Here is a 17,657-nt window from a genome sequence, read left to right on the forward strand (position 1 = left end):
CTTGTACGAGGTTGTTGGGGTCCGCTTTAAGAAAGCGGGCAAAATATATTACTTCGACCCTGACCGACTGCCGATTGAGCAAGACTGCACCGTCATCGTTGAGACGGCGCGAGGGGTCGAGTTTGGCAAGGTCGTCATTGGCAAAAAAGAAGTGGCTGAGTCTGATGTTGTATTGCCGCTGAAAAAGGTCATTCGGATGGCAGACGAGCGAGATGCAAAACAGGTGGATGAAAACAAGCAAGCCGCCAAGAATGCTTTTGCTGTATGTCAGACGAAGATCAAAGAGCACAAGCTCGATATGAAGCTGGTCGATGTGGAATACACGTTTGACCGCAACAAGATTATCTTTTATTTTACTGCTGACGGCAGGGTTGATTTCCGTGAGCTGGTAAAAGACCTCGCCTCCGTATTCCGTACCCGGATTGAGCTTCGCCAGATTGGTGTGCGTGACGAAGCCAAAATGCTCGGCGGGATCGGGCCTTGTGGCAGGTTGCTTTGCTGTTCGACGTTCCTCGGCGATTTCGAGCCTGTCTCGATCAAAATGGCCAAGGACCAAAATCTTTCGTTGAATCCAGCCAAAATCTCTGGTCTGTGCGGCCGGTTGATGTGCTGTTTAAAATACGAGAACGACAACTATGAAAGCTCGAAGGATGAGATGCCGGACGTTGGCAAAATGGTCAACACCCCGATGGGGAATGGACGAGTCGTTTCCGTAAACGTACTTGACCAATCTGTCCAAGTAGAGCTTTCAATCGACAAACGTGTCACCGAATTCGGATTGGATGAGATTGCGATAGGTCTCCCCACCTTTGAATAAAGCGTGGGGGTAGGGGAGAGGTGAGCTAGTGGACAAACGGGAAATCTTCGTCAAGATGGCGAGCATTGAAGAACGTATTGGTGACCTTTATAAAGAAATTGGTGAACTGAAAGACGTCATCGTTGTTTTGATGGAGGAAAACGCCCAATTACTCGTTGAAAACCAGCACCTTCGCAACCGACTAGACAGGAAGAAGACCGGCTCCCAAGCAAAACAAAAGGGAACAAGCCCTGTCGCGAAGGAAAAAGCCAAAAAGGCAGTGGTTGGAGAAGGATATGACAACCTCGCCCGTTTGTACGCGGAAGGATTTCATATCTGCAATGTGCATTTCGGCAGCCTGCGAAAAGAAGGGGATTGCCTGTTCTGTCTCTCATTCCTGAGCGGCGGCCCTCAAAAATAAGCGGTGAGTAACCAGCACCACATGAAAAAGCGACCTGGGCCACGTGTCAGGTCGCTTTTTTCCGGATAGGAATAATAAGACAAGAACAAAAGGGAGTACGAACCGTAGATGGAACCTGTCACCAACGTGCCGCTTTACGAAACAGAGCGCATCGATGATTTATTGACACATGAAATGAAAATAATCCAGAGCCACGAAGTGTTTTGCTTTTCGATGGACGCGGTTCTTTTGGCACGATTCGCATCGGTGCCAAAGCGCGGAAAAGTATTGGATATGTGCACGGGCAATGGAGCAATACCGCTCATTATGACCACGCGTACGCCAGAAGCCAGTTTTGATGGAATCGAAATTCAAGAGCGTTTGTTCAGCATGGCGAGCCGCAATGTGACATTGAATGGCTTAAACGAACGAATTACGATGCATCATGGCGATGTGAAGGATGCGGTGTCGTTGTTTGGGCACGGGAATTTCGATTTGATCACATGCAATCCGCCGTATATGCCTGCGACCAGTGGGGAGAAAAACATCAGCGAGCACTTTGCGATCGCCCGTCATGAGATTATGCTGTCCTTGGAGGATGTCATTCGTGTGGGGAGTCAGTTGCTAAAAACCGGCGGGAAGCTGGCGCTCGTGCATCGATCCACACGTTTGATCGACATCATTTCGCTTATGCGCCAATACGGCATCGAGCCGAAACGGATGCGTCTGGTTTATCCGCGTAGGGAAGCAGAGCCGAATATGGTTCTGATCGAGGGAATAAGGGGTGGAAAGCCGGAGCTGAGAATTCAGCCGCCGCTGATTGTGTATGAAAATGGAGAGCAATACTGTGAAGAACTACAGGAAATCTATTATGGCAGACGAGATTCCCTCGAGTAAGAGTCACTATGTCTACATCCTCTCTTGTGCGGATGGGACACTCTACACTGGATATACGACAGAGCTGATCCGCCGCTTGGCAGCTCATAATGAAGGAAAAGGTGCCAAGTATACAAGAGGTCGAGGGCCAGTGGAGCTGCTTTATTGGGAAGAAGGAGCAGACCGTTCCTGGGGTCTCAAGCGTGAAGAGAGCATCAAACGATTAACGCGCAAGAAAAAAGAAGAATTGATTGGAGGGGCCTCCGAATGAATGTGCAACGCAGTTTTGCGTCAGAAGAAGCGGGAGTTCTTTATTTGGTGGCTACACCCATTGGCAATCTCGATGATATCACGGTGCGGTGTCTAAATACGTTGCGTGAAGTCGATGTCATCGCGTGTGAAGATACGCGCCAGACGAGAAAGCTGCTAAATCATTTTCAAATCGAAAAACGTACGGTCAGCTATCACGAGCATAATAAGGAAGCAAGTGGAAATGGGCTGTTGCAGTGGCTTGCAGAGGGCAAGAAAATCGCCTTGGTAAGCGACGCTGGCTTGCCGGCGATTTCCGACCCGGGTGCGGAGCTGGTACGAGATGCGACCGCAGCGGGATTTTCTGTCATCCCCGTTCCAGGTGCCAATGCGGCGTTGACAGCTTTGATTGCTTCCGGTCTTCCTACTGATCGCTTCCTATTTTGCGGATTTATGGGACGCGAAAACAAAGAAAGACGCGAAGAGCTGGAACGACTGAAGCGATATCCAGAAACGCTGATTTTTTATGAAGCTCCCCATCGAGTGGAAAAGACGCTTGCTGCCATGCGGGAAGCGTGGGGGAATCGGCGAGCTGTCCTGGCAAGAGAACTGACAAAACGCTACGAGGAATTTGTGCGTGGGACATTGGACGAGTTGCTGGAATGGCTCAGGAGCGGCGAGGTGCGCGGTGAGTTTTGTGTCATTGTCGAAGGGAACACCGGACCGCTGGAAGCAGAAGTCGATGATACCTGGTGGCAAGCGCTGAGTATCGTGGAGCACGTGGATCATTACTGCGCACAAGGCATGGGGAAAAAGGAAGCCATCAAGCAAGCAGCCGATGATCGAAATGTATCCAAACGAGATGTTTACAACGAATATCATCGTGAATAGAGGGTAATGAGTGAGCAAAGCTGGCCGATAAGGTCGGCTTTTTTCTTTTCGTCATGTCGACAGGGTTGGATTACAGTTTTCTGGCGATGTATCCTTTGAAATGCCGGCAGATGTGGTCTATTCTGATTTGTATGCGCCCAGGCTGTTCTTCTTCCGAGGGCTGTTGAAGAAAAAATAGCAAACAAATAGCCTTTGTGAGGCTCGTCCCACAAAGGCATGTTTATGTAATCAAATGATATTAGCGTTTAACAGGCATTTCTGTCAGGCAATCTTGGCATACAATTTTACCTTTAAAATGAGATACTTTGTCAGCGTTTCCACAGAAGATACATGCAGGCTCATACTTTTTCAGGATGATGCGCTCTCCGTCAACGTAGATTTCCAAAGCATCTTTCTCAGCGATACCCAGAGTGCGGCGCAATTCGATTGGAATAACAACACGACCCAATTCATCTACTTTGCGAACGATACCGGTTGATTTCATCATAGTTAAAATCTCCTCCCAAAATCTGTATATGTCGATGCTATTGTTATACACTCATCATTTATCGTCAATATTCGACATTTTCTGTTGGGATAATCATACCAGCCATTCCCAAAGGTGTCAACATGATTTTGACAATTCCTTGAAAAGCAAAATGTTTTTTCAAAACGAAAATGCTGTTAAACCGGTGTTTCTTGAAGCGTTGGAAGCGATATGGAAATTTTTATGGATAAAATTTACTGGAAGAATTGGGTGTCGAATTAGTCGACGAATGTCGAAACCCAACATGACGATTCGACAAAAACTCCAAGTTTTCTCTTTTCTTCTTGTATTTTGTAAAGTTGGTTTGAAGCGAGCAATAAAATTCCTCGGGAAAATGGGCTTGCCGAGGATGTTTACAAAACAGGTTGGTCGTGTACAATAGAGGATAAATACAGCAATTGATAGCAAACGACCATGATGGGAAGAGTAAGCCGATCCTCCTTATTTCAGAGAACCGGGGTAGCTGAGAACCGGTATAAGTGAGCAAGCTGAACATGGACCCTGAGTCTTGCAGATGAACAGTGCGGCATTGACCGGACCTAGTAGTTTGTGACGTAAGCCCACGTTACGGGTAGAGTCATGTTTTGACTCACCAAGTCCGTTTTCCGTGAGGGGACGGAGTATTTGGGTGGTACCGCGAGATAGAGCTCGCCCCAATTTTTTTGGGGTGGGCTTTTCCTTATTTTAATAAACGTAAACAGGAGGGGAATAGTTGCAATGAAACCTACTTATTACATCACAACACCGATCTACTATCCAAGTAACAAACTCCACATTGGTAACGCCTACACCACAATCGCGTGTGATGCTATGGCTCGTTATAAGCGTTTGCGCGGCTATGATGTGTATTACCTGACAGGGACAGATGAGCATGGTCAAAAGCTCCAAGAGCGTGCAGCCGAAGATGGCAAACAACCGCTCGAATTCATCGACCCGATTGTCGATTGGGTAAAGGACCTGTGGCAAAAGCTGGACATCTCATACGACGATTTCATCCGTACTACAGAGCCTCGTCATAAAGAAGTCGTACAAAAAGTGTTCCAGCGCCTGCTCGACCAAGGCGATATTTATTTGGGTGAGTACGAGGGCTTCTACTGTGTACCTTGCGAGGCTTTCTGGACAGAAACCCAAGCGAAAACAGACAACGGATATGCTTGCCCAGACTGTGGTCGCGAAGTGAAAAAAGTGAAGGAGAAAAACTACTTCTTCCGCATGTCCAAGTATCAGGACAGACTGCTTGCGCACATCGAAGCAAACCCTGAATTTATTCAACCAGAGAGCCGCCGCAACGAAATGATCAACAACTTCCTGAAGCCAGGCCTCCAGGATTTGTCCGTATCCCGCAGTACATTTGACTGGGGTATCAAGGTACCGAGCGATCCAGAGCACGTTATTTACGTATGGATCGATGCATTGACGAACTATATTTCTGCTCTGGGCTATTTGTCCGAGGACGACAGCAAATACCGTAACTTCTGGCCGGCCAATGTTCACATGGTTGGAAAAGACATTTTGCGCTTCCATACGATCTACTGGCCAATCCTGTTGATGGCACTGGATATCCCGTTGCCAAAACAAATTTTTGGTCATGGCTGGCTTCTGATGCCAGATGGAAAAATGTCAAAATCCAAGGGCAATGTCATTGATCCGAAGGTTTTGATCGACCGTTACGGTTCTGACGGCGTTCGCTACTTCCTGCTTCGTGAAATCAACTTCGGTCAGGATGGCATCTTCACGCCGGAATCGTTCGTACAACGCCTGAACTACGACTTGGCTAATGACATCGGAAACCTGCTGAGCCGTACCGCTACGATGATTGAGAAATATTTCGACGGTATTGTTCCAGCTCCACAGGATGCAGGAGAGCCGGATGACAGCTTAATCGGCCTCGCGATGAAAACGAAGGCGCTGGTGGAAGAGCACATGGAAGAAATGCGCTTCTCCAATGCACTGGCTCACATCTGGGAACTGGTGGGACGTACAAACAAATACATCGATGAGACCATGCCTTGGAATCTGGCAAAATCCGAAGAAACCAAGGGTCGTCTGGCAACTGTCATGTACAATTTGGTGGAAAGCATCCGCATTAGCTCCGTGCTGATCCAACCGTTCATGACCAAAGCACCAGCGAAAATTTGGGATCAACTAGGTATTTTGGGCAATGAAGAAGCAACCAACTGGGAATCTGCAAGTGTATGGGGTGGATTGCCTGCTGGAAGCATCGTCAGCCGCAAGGAACTGCTCTTCCCTCGTTTGGATGTTCAAGCGGAACTTGCTTTCATCGACGATTCGACAGCAGAAGCACGTCGCCAAGCAGAGGAAAACAAGAAAAAGCAAGCAGCTTTGAAAGGGGAAGCACCGGTGAGTGAAACAAACACCAACCAAACAGAAGCAGCAACTGACAAACCAGCTGATGCAAAAGAAGAAATCAGCATCGACGATTTTGGAAAAGTAGAGCTGCGCGTTGCACAGGTAGTGGAATGTGCCAAGCATCCAAATGCTGACAAACTGTTGGTTCTGCAATTGGATCTCGGCTACGAGAAGCGCCAGGTTGTTTCTGGTATCGCGAAATACTACTCCCCAGAAGATATGGTCGGCAAAAAAGTGATCCTCGTCGCTAACCTGAAGCCAGTGAAGCTTCGCGGTGAGCTATCTCAAGGGATGATCCTGGCAGCATCAGCAGGAGATCAGTTGACACTTGCGACTGTTGACCCAAGTATGCCAAACGGAGCAATCGTGAAGTAACGAGGGCAAGGAAAGGAAGGACCCATCTTGTTATTTGAAACCCATGCTCATCTAAATGCGAAGGAATTCGATGAAGATCGTGCAGAGGTCATTGCTCGTGCGCAAGAAAATGGCGTCAGTACGATTGTGAACATCGGATTTAACGCTGAAACAATTCCAACCTGCATGGATTTGGCTCATGCGTATGACTTTATTTACGCCGTCATCGGTTGGCATCCACAAGACGCCAAGGACATGACAGACGAACACCTAGAATGGATCGAGGAACTCAGTCGTGATCCGAAAGTAGTGGGATTGGGAGAAATGGGCTTGGACTACTACTGGGATACGTCGCCACGTGATGTGCAGGCAGAGGTATTCCGCAAGCAGATTCGGCTGGCTCGCAAGCTCGACATGCCGATCATCATCCACAATCGCGATGCGCACCATGACGTTTTGACGATCCTCAAGGAAGAGAAGGCAGCAGATGTTGGCGGCATCATGCACTGCTTCTCTGGCAGTTGGGAAACAGCAAAGCAGGCACTCGATATGAATTTTTATATTTCGTTCGGTGGTCCGCTTACATTCAAAAATGCCAAGCAGCCAAAAGAAGTAGCAGCGAAGGTACCGCTAGACAAGCTGTTGATAGAGACAGATTGCCCATATCTCACTCCGCATCCTTTCCGTGGAAAGCGAAATGAGAGTGGATATGTGCGTTACGTCTGTGAAGAAATGGCGAACATTCATGGGTTGTCTTACGAGGAAATGGCACAAATTACCGCAGACAACGCCACACGTCTTTTTCGCATGAACGGTTAATAAAAACGGGAAATCACGATTCATCACGTGATTTCCCGTTTTTTTGTGTGAAGTAACCGGGTTCTACTCTATTTTGTCGACGCATACGATGAACAATGTGTCGAACGATTATTGTCCATCCGACATGGCTTCTCGACAGGTTTCTGCTACCATTCGCCACGCCTATTTTGCTAGTCTGATACCATTATCGTTTCAGCCAAGAGGGAGGGTAAATTTGACAAAGCCGGGAAAGTGAAATACAATCAAAGCCGACCTTGTGAAGTACCGGCCACTTCCAGAATATTAGTGCAATTACATCGACCCTTACCTGGCTAGACAAGAAGAGCCTTGCGCTTTTCTAGGAAAAGGAGTGTGGGAAATGGAGTTACGCGCGATATGGGAAAGGTATAAGAATCGGGGGCTAGTCATGTTTGGCTGCCTTGCTCTTGTGCTCGTTCCCATGATTGGCTATTTCTCTGCCCAGGCTACTCAGCCAAAACAGGTCACTTTTTCGTTGGACGGAGAAAGCAAGACGGTCGCTACAAAAGCCAAGACCGTTGAGCAGTTCTTAACCGAGCGGAACATTACGGTAACGGAAAAGGATTCCCTTCAACCGACACCTGAGACGAAGCTAAAAGACGGAGCACTCATTACTTTATATACGACCTGGTCCATACCAATCCAGGTTGACGGGCAGAAAAAAACGATAGAGACACTTAGTCGTGATGTTGCTGGTGCGTTGAAGGACGGCGGCATCGTGCTAGGTGAGAAGGACCGGGTAGAACCGGCATTGACCGCAACACTTACCAAGGACTCCTCGATCAGCGTAAAGCGGGTTGTTGAGAAAATGGTAAAAGTCGATGAGCGAGTCAACTTTCAAGAAATACGCAAAAATGATCCAGCGCTGGAAAAAGGTAAGACTCGCGTATTACAGAGCGGGCAAGAAGGTAAGGCAATTGCACACTATAAGCTAGTCATGGAAGATGGAAAAGAAGTCTCCCGTGATCTGGTCAAAAGAGATGTACTTGTACCGAAGAAAGATAATGTCGTAGCCGTGGGTACCGCAATCCCAACGTTGCAGAAAAAGGGTCAACCAGATCGGGTCCTGGTTGCTTCAGCAGCGGGTCCGGTCTCGCGTGGTGGAAAAGTGTTTAGGCCGAAAAAAGTACTGAACGGGGTTACCCTGACTGCATATACTCCTTCGGGAGGTGGCAAACACCCAAGCTCTCCAGGATATGGACGCACATCGACAGGGGTAAAAGCCAAGGCAGGTCACACAATCGCTGTAGATCCTAAAGTCATTCCGTATGGATGGTGGGTGTACATTGAAGGTGTTGGGTATCGTCGAGCTGAAGATACGGGTGGTGCCATGAAAGGTGGCAAAATCGACGTATTCGTAGGCACGGAATCCGAGGCGAGGAAATTCGGTCGTAAGCGAAACAAAACTGTATATATCATTGGACCACAGAAGCCTTAGGACAGGAGCGATTGCTCCTGTTCTTCTGTTTCCTCCATGGTTATTGTGATAAGCTGTTTGTTAGTTAGACGATCCTGTTTTACCAAATGTTACATGTATTTTTTGCTTTGGGTACGGTTTTTTTTGGAACACTAGTATCGTACCGACTTTGTACGAAAGTGGGAGCACATGATGAAGATCAAGGAAGTCATCGTGGTCGAAGGACGAGACGATACCGCAGCAATCAAACATGCGGTTAATGCCGATACGATTGAAACTGGCGGTTCTGCCATTCATAAAAGAACGATTGAAAAAATCAGGCTGGCGCAACAAAAACGCGGTGTTATTATTTTTACAGACCCCGATTATCAAGGGGAGCGCATCCGAAAAATTATCAGCAAGTCAGTTCCAGGCTGCAAGCACGCATTTATTACCCAGGAGGATGGGACCAAAAAGGGCGACATCGGCGTTGAGAACGCGACACCTGACGTGATTATTCGTGCGCTCTCAGAAGTACGTACCGAAATGGCGGAAACGGCTGGAGAGATTACCTCTGACGATCTGTTGGCAAATGGCCTGACGTCCGGAGTAGATGCCAAAGAACGCAGAATTAAGCTGGGAGAAGCATTGGGGATCGGATACGCCAACGCCAAGCAAATGCTGCAGCGGCTCAATGCCTTCCAAATCAGTCGAGCAGAATTCGAAGCGGCCATTACGGCCATCAACAAAGAGAGGGAGTAAGCCATGACCCAAATAGCGGGCAAGGATATTGCCACACCTACGCGCACAAAAGAAATATTGGAGAAGTACGGCTTTGCTTTTAAGAAGAGTTTGGGCCAGAACTTCCTGATAGACACCAATATTTTACATAACATTGTTTCAGAGGCAGACCTTACCAAGGAAAAGGGAGCGATTGAAATCGGGCCCGGTATCGGTGCGTTGACGGAGCAATTGGGACGAGCAGCCAAAAAAGTGATGGCGATCGAAATCGACCAGCGTCTTCTGCCTATTTTGCAGGACACGCTGTCACCCTATGAAAATATTGAAGTCGTTCATGGGGACGTACTGGAGCTGGATTTGAAGAAGTTAATAGAAGAAAAGATGACAGGAGTGGAAAAGCTGAGCGTAGTGGCGAATCTGCCTTACTATGTGACGACACCGATCCTGATGAAGCTGCTGGAAGAGAGATTGCCTCTCGAGAACATCGTGGTCATGATTCAAAAGGAAGTGGCAGAGAGAATTGCAGCCAAACCAGGAACGAAAGACTATGGCTCTCTTTCAGTCGCAGCTCAATTCTATGCAGACACAGAAGTAGCAATGATAGTGCCTGCAAGTGTGTTCATTCCGCGTCCGAATGTCGACTCGGCAGTGATTCGCTTAAAGGTAAGAGATCGTCCGCCAGTGGAAGTAGACGACCAGGATGTGTTTTTCCGGGTGGTACGCAGCTCGTTTGCACAGCGCCGTAAGACGTTGTTGAACAACCTAATGAACGGACTGTTTCCTAAAACCCAAAAGGATGAAGTAATACAGATGCTCACTGACATCGGGATCGATCCAACCCGGCGTGGTGAAACACTCAGTTTGGACGAATTTGCCTGCCTAGCGAACGAAGGTATGCGCCGCGGACTGATTACGTAAATCGTGTAGACAACCCCCTTATTTTTGGGCGTGATCCCCCAAGAATGGGGGTTTTTGCGTGTTTATGCCCTTTATGCATAACATTTGACAAATATCTACGTTTTTTATGAAAAAAACCCCGTTGACAAAATATCTGCAGGGTTGCTATAATTTTTTATTTCTTTGACAAAATATAAGGGAGCTGTTATAATAGATGTAAGCGAGGTGGATGGAACAATGGCAAGAAACGCGTTACTTGACATTAAACGCAGTTTAGACGGACACATTGGTGAGCGCATCCTGCTGAAGGCTAATGGCGGTCGCCGCAAAACCGTTGAACGTAGTGGCATCCTCGAAGAAACTTACCCATCTGTGTTTGTGGTAAAGCTGGATGACGATCAACTCTTTGAGCGGGTATCTTACAGCTATGCTGACATCTTGACGGAAACAGTAGAATTGACGGTGTGCCGCGAAAACGAGCACATCCGCATCACATTTGTACAACAGTAGAGCCCTTTTGGGTTCTACTGTTTTGTTTTTTATATCGAAAAGCTCTGAACATTTGGTTGAGGCAATAAAAAGAACGGTATGGAGCACACTAAGCCTGTCAACGAGAAGGAGGGTGCTATGGGTCGCAAACGAGGACTGATGTCAGAGCAGTTTAAGATGGAACTGGCCAAAGAGCTTGGGTTTTACGATACGGTAAAAGCCGAGGGTTGGGGAGGCATCACGACACGGGACGCGGGTAACATGGTCAAGCGCGCTGTTCAGCTTGCTGAGGAAGCATTAGCCGCTAAGCGATTGTAGCGTTTGGTTTGATCGTACAGGCGTTTCTCACCATATAAACACTCGTTGACAAGGCCGGGGCATCCCCGGCTTTTTTCTATAAAGAGAGCTGAATTTTCGAAATACCCATAATGATCTCGATCCTATTCTTTTTAATTGATCAAGTGGCATGGGTGAGTTTGCCTATGCTACAATAAGAGACTAGGAAATTTAGAAAGTAGGCAGAGGTGAACTACGTGCGTATCTCGGTCAAAGCTCCGGCCAAAATTAATTTGACTCTTGACGTGCTTGCCAAACGGCCGGACGGTTATCACGAAGTAGAAATGGTGATGACAACCGTAGACTTGGCAGATCGTGTGGACATGACTCTACGCGAAGATGGTGAGATTACGCTGGACTGTTCTGCCAGCTTCGTACCGGATGATATCCGTAACCACGCATATAAAGCGGCAACGCTCATGAAAGAAAAATTTCAAGTACGCCAGGGCGTACACTTGTATATCGATAAGCAAATTCCGGTTGCGGCTGGATTGGCAGGTGGCAGCAGTGATGCAGCGGCAACACTACGCGGCTTGAACCAATTGTGGAATCTCGGGTTGACCAGAGATGAGCTGGCTAAAATCGGCGCGGAGATTGGCTCTGATGTGCCATTTTGCGTTTATGGAGGAACAGCACTGGCGACGGGGCGTGGCGAACAGATTGCGCATCTGGGAGCTCCTGCACCGTGCTGGGTCATTCTAGCCAAGCCGCCTATCGGAGTATCTACCCCGGATGTATACGGAAACCTGCGTGTGGCTCAGATCGATAATCATCCCGATACCAAACAAATGCTGCAAGCCATCGCTACCCAAGACTTTTCACTCATGTGCCAATCTCTTGGGAATGTGCTGGAGAACGTCACGCTCTCGCTCCATCCACAAGTAAAACAGATCAAGGATCTCATGATTGCTTCGGGGGCAGATGGTGTCCTGATGTCTGGCAGCGGCCCTACTGTGTTTGCTCTTGTGCAAAAGGAAGCGAAGGTACATCGGATTTACAATGCGTTGCGAGGTTTTGTCAAAGATGTGTTTGTTGTCCGAATGTTAGGCGCTCAAGATGGGGAAATACTTGCATAAACCCGTATGGAAATGATACATTAACAGCATAATATTCGGTTTTGGAGGAAGAGCCATGAAGAAATTGCGCAGAAGTGCACGTCTGGTTGACATGACGCAGCACTTGCTCGCCCATCCCCATACGCTGACTCCTCTCACTCTGTTCGCGGAACAATACGGCGCAGCGAAATCATCCATCAGTGAAGACTTGTCTATCATCAAAGAGGCTTTTGAAGTCCAAGGGGTAGGCTTGTTGAAAACGGTGGCGGGAGCGGCAGGCGGAGTGAAGTATATTCCACAGGTCAAAACGGAAGAGGCCCTTCACTTCATGCGCGAACTGATCGGTCAACTCGCTAATCCAGAGAGACTTTTGCCAGGTGGATACTTGTACATGTCCGACATTCTCGGAAATCCACAAACGATGGCGAAGATCGGAAAGCTCTTTGCAACCGCTTATGCGGATAAAAATGTGGATGTCGTCATGACGGTGGAAACAAAGGGGATTCCACTTGCGTATGCGACGGCTATGTTTTTGAATGTGCCTGTTGTGATTGTGCGCCGTGACAACAAGGTGACGGAAGGTTCAGTAGTGAGCATTAACTATGTATCGGGTTCCAGTAAACGAATTCAAACCATGTCACTCGCTCGCCGCGGTTTGGCCGAGCAGTCTCGTGTCCTCATTGTGGACGACTTTATGAAAGCTGGCGGGACATTGCGGGGCATGATTGATCTGTTGCAGGAATTCCGTGCAACCGTAGTAGGATGCGGCGTACTGGTAGAAACGACGGCGGATGTTTCTGAGCGTTTGGTAGATGAGTATGTATCGCTTGCAAAACTTCAGGATGTAGACTTCAAGGGCAAGCAAATTGAAATAGAGCTGGGCAGTTTTTTTGAAAATAGAGGGGAGTAGATAAGTATGGCAATCTCTTTTGTTTCAACTGACAAGGCTCCTGCCGCTATTGGTCCTTACAGCCAAGCTGCGAAGGTAGGTCCATTTCTTTTTGCATCGGGTCAAATTCCGCTGCGTGCAGACGGCACTTTGGTAGAAGGTGACGTCGTGGAGCAAACCCATCAGGTTTTTTCCAACATTCAAGCGGTACTGGCAGAAGCCGGTGGCAACCTGACGAACGTAGTGAAGGCGACTGTATTCATCAAGGATATGAATGATTTTGGTCAACTGAACGAAGTGTACGGCCAATATTTTGGCGATCACAAGCCAGCTCGTTCCACTGTAGAAGTGGCACGTCTGCCGCGTGATGTAAAAGTCGAAATCGAAATCGTAGCTTATATCGAATAGAAAAAAATGGAAAACAGCCTGATGCCACGCGCATTGGGCTGTTTTTTGTACTTGCGGAAAATGTTTCCAAAAAATGACATATAAACATATTTATATATTTTTTCAAAAATTGCATAATGATAAGCAGGAATATTTACCCAGCGGGTGGAAATAATCCTAAACGCGTTACATAGATAAAGGGAGTGAACTAGATGGAAGTAACAGACGTAAGACTTCGCCGAGTGAATACGGATGGTAGGATGAAAGCGATTGCATCCATTACAATCGACCATGAATTTGTGGTTCATGATATCCGTGTCATTGACGGAAACAACGGTATGTTTGTAGCTATGCCGAGCAAGCGTACACCAGATGGAGAATTCCGTGATATTGCACATCCGATTTCTTCAACTACCCGTGAAAAAATTCAGGCAGCAGTACTCACAGAATACGACCGCGTAGGTCAAGAGGAAGAAAGCACTATCGAAGCTGGTGCTTAAAAACACACAAAGCACCCTGTCACTTGCGGCAGGGTGCTTCGGCGTCCGTTAACCATAACATTTTTTTAGATCGTTTAAAATAATTTCTCGGTCCATTCCTTCCCCGATGAAGACAGCTACCATTTTCGGTCCGAAATTTTCAAAAGGGAACAATAGCACCTGATTATCGGTATGCTGAAACGAGATCAGCTCGGGCTTTCCGTGGAATTGAACGTAGCCTTTTGCTCGATAGACGTTTTTAGGGAGATCGTATAGAAAGTCCTCGAATTTTTTCGCGTCTACGGGTCCGGTGAATACATAGGAAAACGTTTCGATACTATTGTAGAGAGAGGGCTGGCTTGTTTTTAGGCCAAGGGATTGCTTGAGCCTGTCCATCGTGGACATTCGGCCGATGCTTTTCTGTACGGCAATGGGGCGGTTTGGTTCGTTGTCTGGCGATCGCTCATGAACGGTGCGTTTGACAGACAAAAGCCGGGAGACTTCTATTTCAGCCTGAACAGTAGCGTGTATGGATGCAGTTGGATTGATTTCACTGAGCTTTTGACGAACCCGCTCAATGACATCAGGACTGGTCAAATCGGTTTTGTTCAAAAGAAGCAGGTCTGCGTAACGCACTTGGTTTCGAATCGTTTTGACCAGAGTGGAAGTCGAGGAGAATCGTGAGTTGAGATCCAGAAAGCGAGAGGCGTCGACAACACTAATGGTCCCTTTTAACTCCAGTCGATCATACAGCTCTGGATGAGTAATCGTATCGATGACATCAAGTGGATCGGCTACGCCAGTAGTCTCGATGAGGATTCGGTCTGGCGCAATGGCGTTCATAATATCTTTCAAGCCCTCCGTTAGCTCGCCCTTGATCGAGCAGCATATGCAGCCATCGAGCATTTTTTTGACAGGAAAGCCGAAGCCTTGCAATTGTTCCCCGTCAATATCTTCCTCCCCCATTTCATTCATCAAGACGACGACTTTCTGGTCTGTGATGCGCAAATGAGTCAGCCACTTTTGCAAAAGGGTGGTTTTTCCACTACCTAAATACCCAGTCAGCAAGTATACCTCCGCGCTCATCTTATCCTACCTCCTTCAAATAACCCCTTTCGCCCAACAATATATCACATTTCTGTCAGAAAATTAAATGTTGTCTGCCATGTGTCTAACTACTGGCAATGCAAGGAATCAGGGATAATCCTGTATCGATTGTCTTGAAATTCACATATGAATTAGGATATAGTCATTGTGGAACTTCTACGATGGAGGGTTGACATGTCTAAGATCCATGCCGTGGTTCTGGCTGCTGGTCAGGGTACGCGGATGAAATCGAAGCTGTACAAAGTCCTGCACCCTGTGTGCGGAAAGCCTATGGTTCAGCATGTAGTCGATACGATGGCGTCCATGCAGGTTCAGGATATCGTTGTCGTCGTAGGTCATGGTGCTGACGCTGTCCGTGCCAAGCTAGGCGAGGACGTTACTTATGCACTGCAAGAAGAACAGTTGGGAACGGCACATGCCGTTTCGCAAGCAGCGCCGTTTTTACAGGATAAAGAAGGAACTACGTTTCTTTTATATGGAGACGTTCCCCTCTTGTCAGCGACTACGTTGTCGGCCTTGCTGACCTATCACGAGGAGCAGCAAGCGGCTGCAACTGTATTAACCGCCGTATTACCTGATGCAACAGGTTATGGGCGTATCGTGCGCAATGAGGCGGGCGAAGTATTGCGAATCGTGGAACATAAGGACGCTACGGAAGCGGAACGGGCGATCAGAGAAATTAATACGGGCATATACTGCTATGACAACCGAAAATTATGGAAAGCCTTGGCGGAAGTGAAAAATGACAACGCACAAGGCGAATACTATGTAACAGACGTTGTCGGTATTTTGCGTGATGCAGGTGAAAAGGTAGTTGCATACGAAGCGATTGATCCAGAGGAAACAATGGGTGTGAACGATCGTGTACAGCTATCGGAAGCAGAAGCCTACATGAAAAAACGTATTATGACTGGTCACATGCGAAATGGTGTGACAATCATTGATCCAGCTTCTACGTACATCGAAGCTGATGTGAAGATTGAGGCAGATACCGTGATCCACCCAGGCTCTTTCCTGCGTGGACAAACAACCGTTGGAGCTGATTGTGTAATCGGCCCCCAAGCAGATCTGACGAATGTGGAAGTAGCGAGTGGCGTGACCATTTCTTACTCAGTGATGGTTGATTCAAGTGTGGAAAGCGATTCATCTGTAGGGCCATTTGCTTATGTTCGACCAGGATCGCAGATTGGAAGCAATGCCAAAATCGGTGATTTCGTGGAATTGAAAAATGCGAAAATTGGTGACGGTACGAAGGTTCCTCATCTCAGCTATGTAGGGGATGCGGAGATCGGAGACGGAGTCAATATTGGCTGTGGAACGATTACCGTCAACTACGATGGCGCAGTGAAGCATAAAACAACAGTAAAAGATGGAGCATTCATCGGATGCAACAGTAATCTGGTTGCGCCTGTTACAGTTGGACAAAATGCTTATGTAGCTGCAGGATCGACTATTAATCAAGATGTGCCAGATAATGCGCTTGCGATCGCACGTGAGCGTCAAGTAAATAAAATCGATTACGCGAACAAAATGCCTCGCAAGGGCAAAAAGCAATCATAACGGGAGGTTCTTGAGAAGATCATGGCTAACTACCGCGACCCAAAACTGAAGGTATTTACGTGCAACGCAAACCCGGAACTGGCAAAAGAAATCGCCGAACACATCGGTGTACCACTCGGAAACGCACAAGTAGTGCGCTTTAGTGATGGCGAATGCCAACTCAAACTCAATGAAAGCGTTCGCGGTTGTGACGTATTTGTCATTCAGCCAACATCTGCTCCCGTTAATGAGCATCTGATGGAGCTTTTGGTCATGGTCGATGCATTGAAACGCGCTTCGGCTAAGAGTATTAACGTAGTAATTCCTTACTACGGTTACGCTCGTCAAGATCGTAAAGCACGTGCACGTGATCCAATCACGGCCAAGCTGGTTGCAAACCTGATCGAGACTGCAGGTGCACAACGTGTGATTACGATGGATCTGCACGCAACACAAATCCAAGGCTTCTTCGATATTCCAGTGGATCATCTGTTGGGTGTGCCTATCTTGGGTAAACACTTCTCTGAAAAAGGTCTGAAAGATATCGTTGTCGTATCCCCAGACCACGGTGGAGTAACTCGTGCTCGTAAATTGGCAGAACGTCTGGAAGCGCCTATTGCCATTATTGACAAACGTCGCCCAGAACCAAACGTAGCCGAAGTAATGAACATCGTAGGTAACATCGAAGGCAAAACAGCGATCATCATCGACGATATTATCGATACCGCTGGAACGATCACACTGGCTGCAAGTGCACTTGTAGAAGCAGGCGCACGTGAAGTATATGCATGCTGCACGCACCCTGTTCTGTCCGGTCCTGCTATCGAGCGTATTGCTAACTCGAAGATCAAGGAACTGATTGTGACCAACTCGATCCCGCTGACCGAAGAACAAATTATCGATAAGATTACCGTTCTTTCCGTAGCGCCAATCATTGGTGAAGCAATCATTCGTGTTCACGAAGAGCTTTCCGTAAGCAAGTTGTTCGATTAATATACAATCCCCTGATAGGGGATTGAACTAAACCTCCGATGGACAAGCTA

20 protein-coding genes and 1 other annotated feature are annotated in these 17,657 nt (G+C 47.6%); of the genes, 18 read left to right on the forward strand and 2 right to left on the reverse strand.

Annotation, left to right across the window (positions count from 1 at the left end; translation table 11 throughout):
- Window position 1: 1 nt before the first annotated feature.
- The 5 genes from AB432_RS00610 to rsmI all read left to right on the forward strand — a co-directional run bounded on the left by AB432_RS00610 (window position 2) and on the right by rsmI (window position 3,212).
- Window positions 2-817, forward strand: coding sequence for a PSP1 domain-containing protein (locus AB432_RS00610; protein ID WP_048035555.1), 816 nt, complete (start codon window positions 2-4; stop codon window positions 815-817).
- A 28-nt stretch (window positions 818-845) separates the two neighbouring features.
- The gene (gene yabA / locus AB432_RS00615) at window positions 846-1,217 is read left to right on the forward strand and encodes a DNA replication initiation control protein YabA (protein WP_012683858.1); all 372 of its coding nucleotides are present in this window, start codon (window positions 846-848) and stop codon (window positions 1,215-1,217) included.
- Between the two features lie 108 nt (window positions 1,218-1,325).
- Window positions 1,326-2,093 (forward strand): tRNA1(Val) (adenine(37)-N6)-methyltransferase, encoded by a 768-nt coding sequence (locus tag AB432_RS00620; RefSeq protein ID WP_048035556.1) that lies wholly within the window; start codon window positions 1,326-1,328, stop codon window positions 2,091-2,093.
- On the forward strand, window positions 2,068-2,343 hold the full coding sequence (locus AB432_RS00625) for a GIY-YIG nuclease family protein (protein ID WP_007719905.1): 276 nt from the start codon (window positions 2,068-2,070) through the stop codon (window positions 2,341-2,343). The genes AB432_RS00620 and AB432_RS00625 overlap by 26 nt, the downstream gene beginning before the upstream one ends.
- Window positions 2,340-3,212 (forward strand): 16S rRNA (cytidine(1402)-2'-O)-methyltransferase, encoded by an 873-nt coding sequence (gene rsmI / locus AB432_RS00630; protein WP_048035557.1) that lies wholly within the window; start codon window positions 2,340-2,342, stop codon window positions 3,210-3,212. The genes AB432_RS00625 and rsmI overlap by 4 nt, the downstream gene beginning before the upstream one ends.
- 238 nt (window positions 3,213-3,450) lie before the next feature.
- On the opposite strand, the gene AB432_RS00640 is transcribed toward rsmI, so the two are convergent.
- Window positions 3,451-3,699: an AbrB/MazE/SpoVT family DNA-binding domain-containing protein gene (locus AB432_RS00640; RefSeq protein ID WP_007719913.1), complete on the reverse strand. Its 249-nt coding sequence runs from the start codon at window positions 3,697-3,699 to the stop codon at window positions 3,451-3,453.
- A 444-nt stretch (window positions 3,700-4,143) separates the two neighbouring features.
- Window positions 4,144-4,397 (forward strand) — a binding site (T-box leader).
- Window positions 4,398-4,455: 58 nt separating this feature from the next.
- Here AB432_RS00640 and metG point away from each other — a divergent pair.
- The 11 genes from metG to spoVG all read left to right on the forward strand — a co-directional run bounded on the left by metG (window position 4,456) and on the right by spoVG (window position 13,989).
- Window positions 4,456-6,483, forward strand: a complete 2,028-nt coding sequence (metG, locus tag AB432_RS00650; protein WP_048035559.1) for a methionine--tRNA ligase — start codon at window positions 4,456-4,458, stop codon at window positions 6,481-6,483.
- A gap of 27 nt (window positions 6,484-6,510) precedes the next feature.
- Entirely contained in the window at window positions 6,511-7,281 is a 771-nt protein-coding gene (locus tag AB432_RS00655) for a TatD family hydrolase (protein ID WP_048035560.1), read from the forward strand.
- Window positions 7,282-7,639: 358 nt separating this feature from the next.
- Window positions 7,640-8,737, forward strand: a complete 1,098-nt coding sequence (locus AB432_RS00660; RefSeq protein ID WP_048035561.1) for a resuscitation-promoting factor — start codon at window positions 7,640-7,642, stop codon at window positions 8,735-8,737.
- A 171-nt stretch (window positions 8,738-8,908) separates the two neighbouring features.
- Window positions 8,909-9,457, forward strand: a complete 549-nt coding sequence (rnmV, locus tag AB432_RS00665; protein WP_048035562.1) for a ribonuclease M5 — start codon at window positions 8,909-8,911, stop codon at window positions 9,455-9,457.
- Between the two features lie 3 nt (window positions 9,458-9,460).
- Window positions 9,461-10,354 carry a 16S rRNA (adenine(1518)-N(6)/adenine(1519)-N(6))-dimethyltransferase RsmA gene (gene rsmA, locus AB432_RS00670; protein WP_048035563.1) on the forward strand — a complete coding sequence of 298 codons (894 nt, stop codon included), beginning with the start codon at window positions 9,461-9,463 and terminating at the stop codon, window positions 10,352-10,354.
- 216 nt (window positions 10,355-10,570) lie between these two features.
- The gene (gene veg / locus AB432_RS00675; protein WP_005830485.1) at window positions 10,571-10,843 is read left to right on the forward strand and encodes a biofilm formation stimulator Veg; all 273 of its coding nucleotides are present in this window, start codon (window positions 10,571-10,573) and stop codon (window positions 10,841-10,843) included.
- A gap of 117 nt (window positions 10,844-10,960) precedes the next feature.
- Window positions 10,961-11,140, forward strand: coding sequence for a small, acid-soluble spore protein, alpha/beta type (locus AB432_RS00680; protein WP_048035564.1), 180 nt, complete (start codon window positions 10,961-10,963; stop codon window positions 11,138-11,140).
- Window positions 11,141-11,355: 215 nt separating this feature from the next.
- Entirely contained in the window at window positions 11,356-12,234 is an 879-nt protein-coding gene (gene ispE / locus AB432_RS00685) for a 4-(cytidine 5'-diphospho)-2-C-methyl-D-erythritol kinase (protein ID WP_048035565.1), read from the forward strand.
- 55 nt (window positions 12,235-12,289) lie between these two features.
- Window positions 12,290-13,123, forward strand: a complete 834-nt coding sequence (purR, locus tag AB432_RS00690; protein ID WP_007719934.1) for a pur operon repressor — start codon at window positions 12,290-12,292, stop codon at window positions 13,121-13,123.
- Window positions 13,124-13,129: 6 nt separating this feature from the next.
- Window positions 13,130-13,510: a RidA family protein gene (locus tag AB432_RS00695; protein ID WP_007719935.1), complete on the forward strand. Its 381-nt coding sequence runs from the start codon at window positions 13,130-13,132 to the stop codon at window positions 13,508-13,510.
- A gap of 191 nt (window positions 13,511-13,701) precedes the next feature.
- Window positions 13,702-13,989 carry a septation regulator SpoVG gene (gene spoVG / locus AB432_RS00700; protein WP_007719936.1) on the forward strand — a complete coding sequence of 96 codons (288 nt, stop codon included), beginning with the start codon at window positions 13,702-13,704 and terminating at the stop codon, window positions 13,987-13,989.
- A 48-nt stretch (window positions 13,990-14,037) separates the two neighbouring features.
- Here the strand turns inward: spoVG and AB432_RS00705 are convergent, their stop codons facing one another.
- Window positions 14,038-15,054 carry a CobW family GTP-binding protein gene (locus AB432_RS00705; protein WP_048035566.1) on the reverse strand — a complete coding sequence of 339 codons (1,017 nt, stop codon included), beginning with the start codon at window positions 15,052-15,054 and terminating at the stop codon, window positions 14,038-14,040.
- Window positions 15,055-15,249: 195 nt separating this feature from the next.
- Between AB432_RS00705 and glmU the strand changes: the two genes are divergently transcribed.
- Together glmU and AB432_RS00715 are read left to right on the forward strand one after the other, a co-directional pair.
- Entirely contained in the window at window positions 15,250-16,635 is a 1,386-nt protein-coding gene (glmU, locus tag AB432_RS00710; protein ID WP_048035567.1) for a bifunctional UDP-N-acetylglucosamine diphosphorylase/glucosamine-1-phosphate N-acetyltransferase GlmU, read from the forward strand.
- Window positions 16,636-16,656: 21 nt separating this feature from the next.
- Window positions 16,657-17,607, forward strand: a complete 951-nt coding sequence (locus AB432_RS00715; protein ID WP_007726399.1) for a ribose-phosphate diphosphokinase — start codon at window positions 16,657-16,659, stop codon at window positions 17,605-17,607.
- Window positions 17,608-17,657: the final 50 nt, after the last annotated feature.

The organism is Brevibacillus brevis (genome assembly GCF_001039275.2).
Classification (GTDB): domain Bacteria; phylum Bacillota; class Bacilli; order Brevibacillales; family Brevibacillaceae; genus Brevibacillus; species Brevibacillus brevis_C.

Excerpts from the sequence above, each read along its gene's own strand:
- AB432_RS00620 (WP_048035556.1), top strand. The coding sequence starts at position 1,326 with ATGGAACCTGTCACCAACGTGCCGCTTTACGAAACAGAGCGCATCGAT.
- AB432_RS00625 (WP_007719905.1), top strand. The coding sequence starts at position 2,068 with ATGGCAGACGAGATTCCCTCGAGTAAGAGTCACTATGTCTACATCCTC.
- rsmI (WP_048035557.1), top strand. The coding sequence starts at position 2,340 with ATGAATGTGCAACGCAGTTTTGCGTCAGAAGAAGCGGGAGTTCTTTAT.
- AB432_RS00640 (WP_007719913.1), bottom strand. The coding sequence starts at position 3,699 with ATGATGAAATCAACCGGTATCGTTCGCAAAGTAGATGAATTGGGTCGT.
- metG (WP_048035559.1), top strand. The coding sequence starts at position 4,456 with ATGAAACCTACTTATTACATCACAACACCGATCTACTATCCAAGTAAC.
- AB432_RS00660 (WP_048035561.1), top strand. The coding sequence starts at position 7,640 with ATGGAGTTACGCGCGATATGGGAAAGGTATAAGAATCGGGGGCTAGTC.
- rnmV (WP_048035562.1), top strand. The coding sequence starts at position 8,909 with ATGAAGATCAAGGAAGTCATCGTGGTCGAAGGACGAGACGATACCGCA.
- rsmA (WP_048035563.1), top strand. The coding sequence starts at position 9,461 with ATGACCCAAATAGCGGGCAAGGATATTGCCACACCTACGCGCACAAAA.
- veg (WP_005830485.1), top strand. The coding sequence starts at position 10,571 with ATGGCAAGAAACGCGTTACTTGACATTAAACGCAGTTTAGACGGACAC.
- AB432_RS00680 (WP_048035564.1), top strand. The coding sequence starts at position 10,961 with ATGGGTCGCAAACGAGGACTGATGTCAGAGCAGTTTAAGATGGAACTG.
- purR (WP_007719934.1), top strand. The coding sequence starts at position 12,290 with ATGAAGAAATTGCGCAGAAGTGCACGTCTGGTTGACATGACGCAGCAC.
- AB432_RS00695 (WP_007719935.1), top strand. The coding sequence starts at position 13,130 with ATGGCAATCTCTTTTGTTTCAACTGACAAGGCTCCTGCCGCTATTGGT.
- spoVG (WP_007719936.1), top strand. The coding sequence starts at position 13,702 with ATGGAAGTAACAGACGTAAGACTTCGCCGAGTGAATACGGATGGTAGG.
- AB432_RS00705 (WP_048035566.1), bottom strand. The coding sequence starts at position 15,054 with ATGAGCGCGGAGGTATACTTGCTGACTGGGTATTTAGGTAGTGGAAAA.
- glmU (WP_048035567.1), top strand. The coding sequence starts at position 15,250 with ATGTCTAAGATCCATGCCGTGGTTCTGGCTGCTGGTCAGGGTACGCGG.
- AB432_RS00715 (WP_007726399.1), top strand. The coding sequence starts at position 16,657 with ATGGCTAACTACCGCGACCCAAAACTGAAGGTATTTACGTGCAACGCA.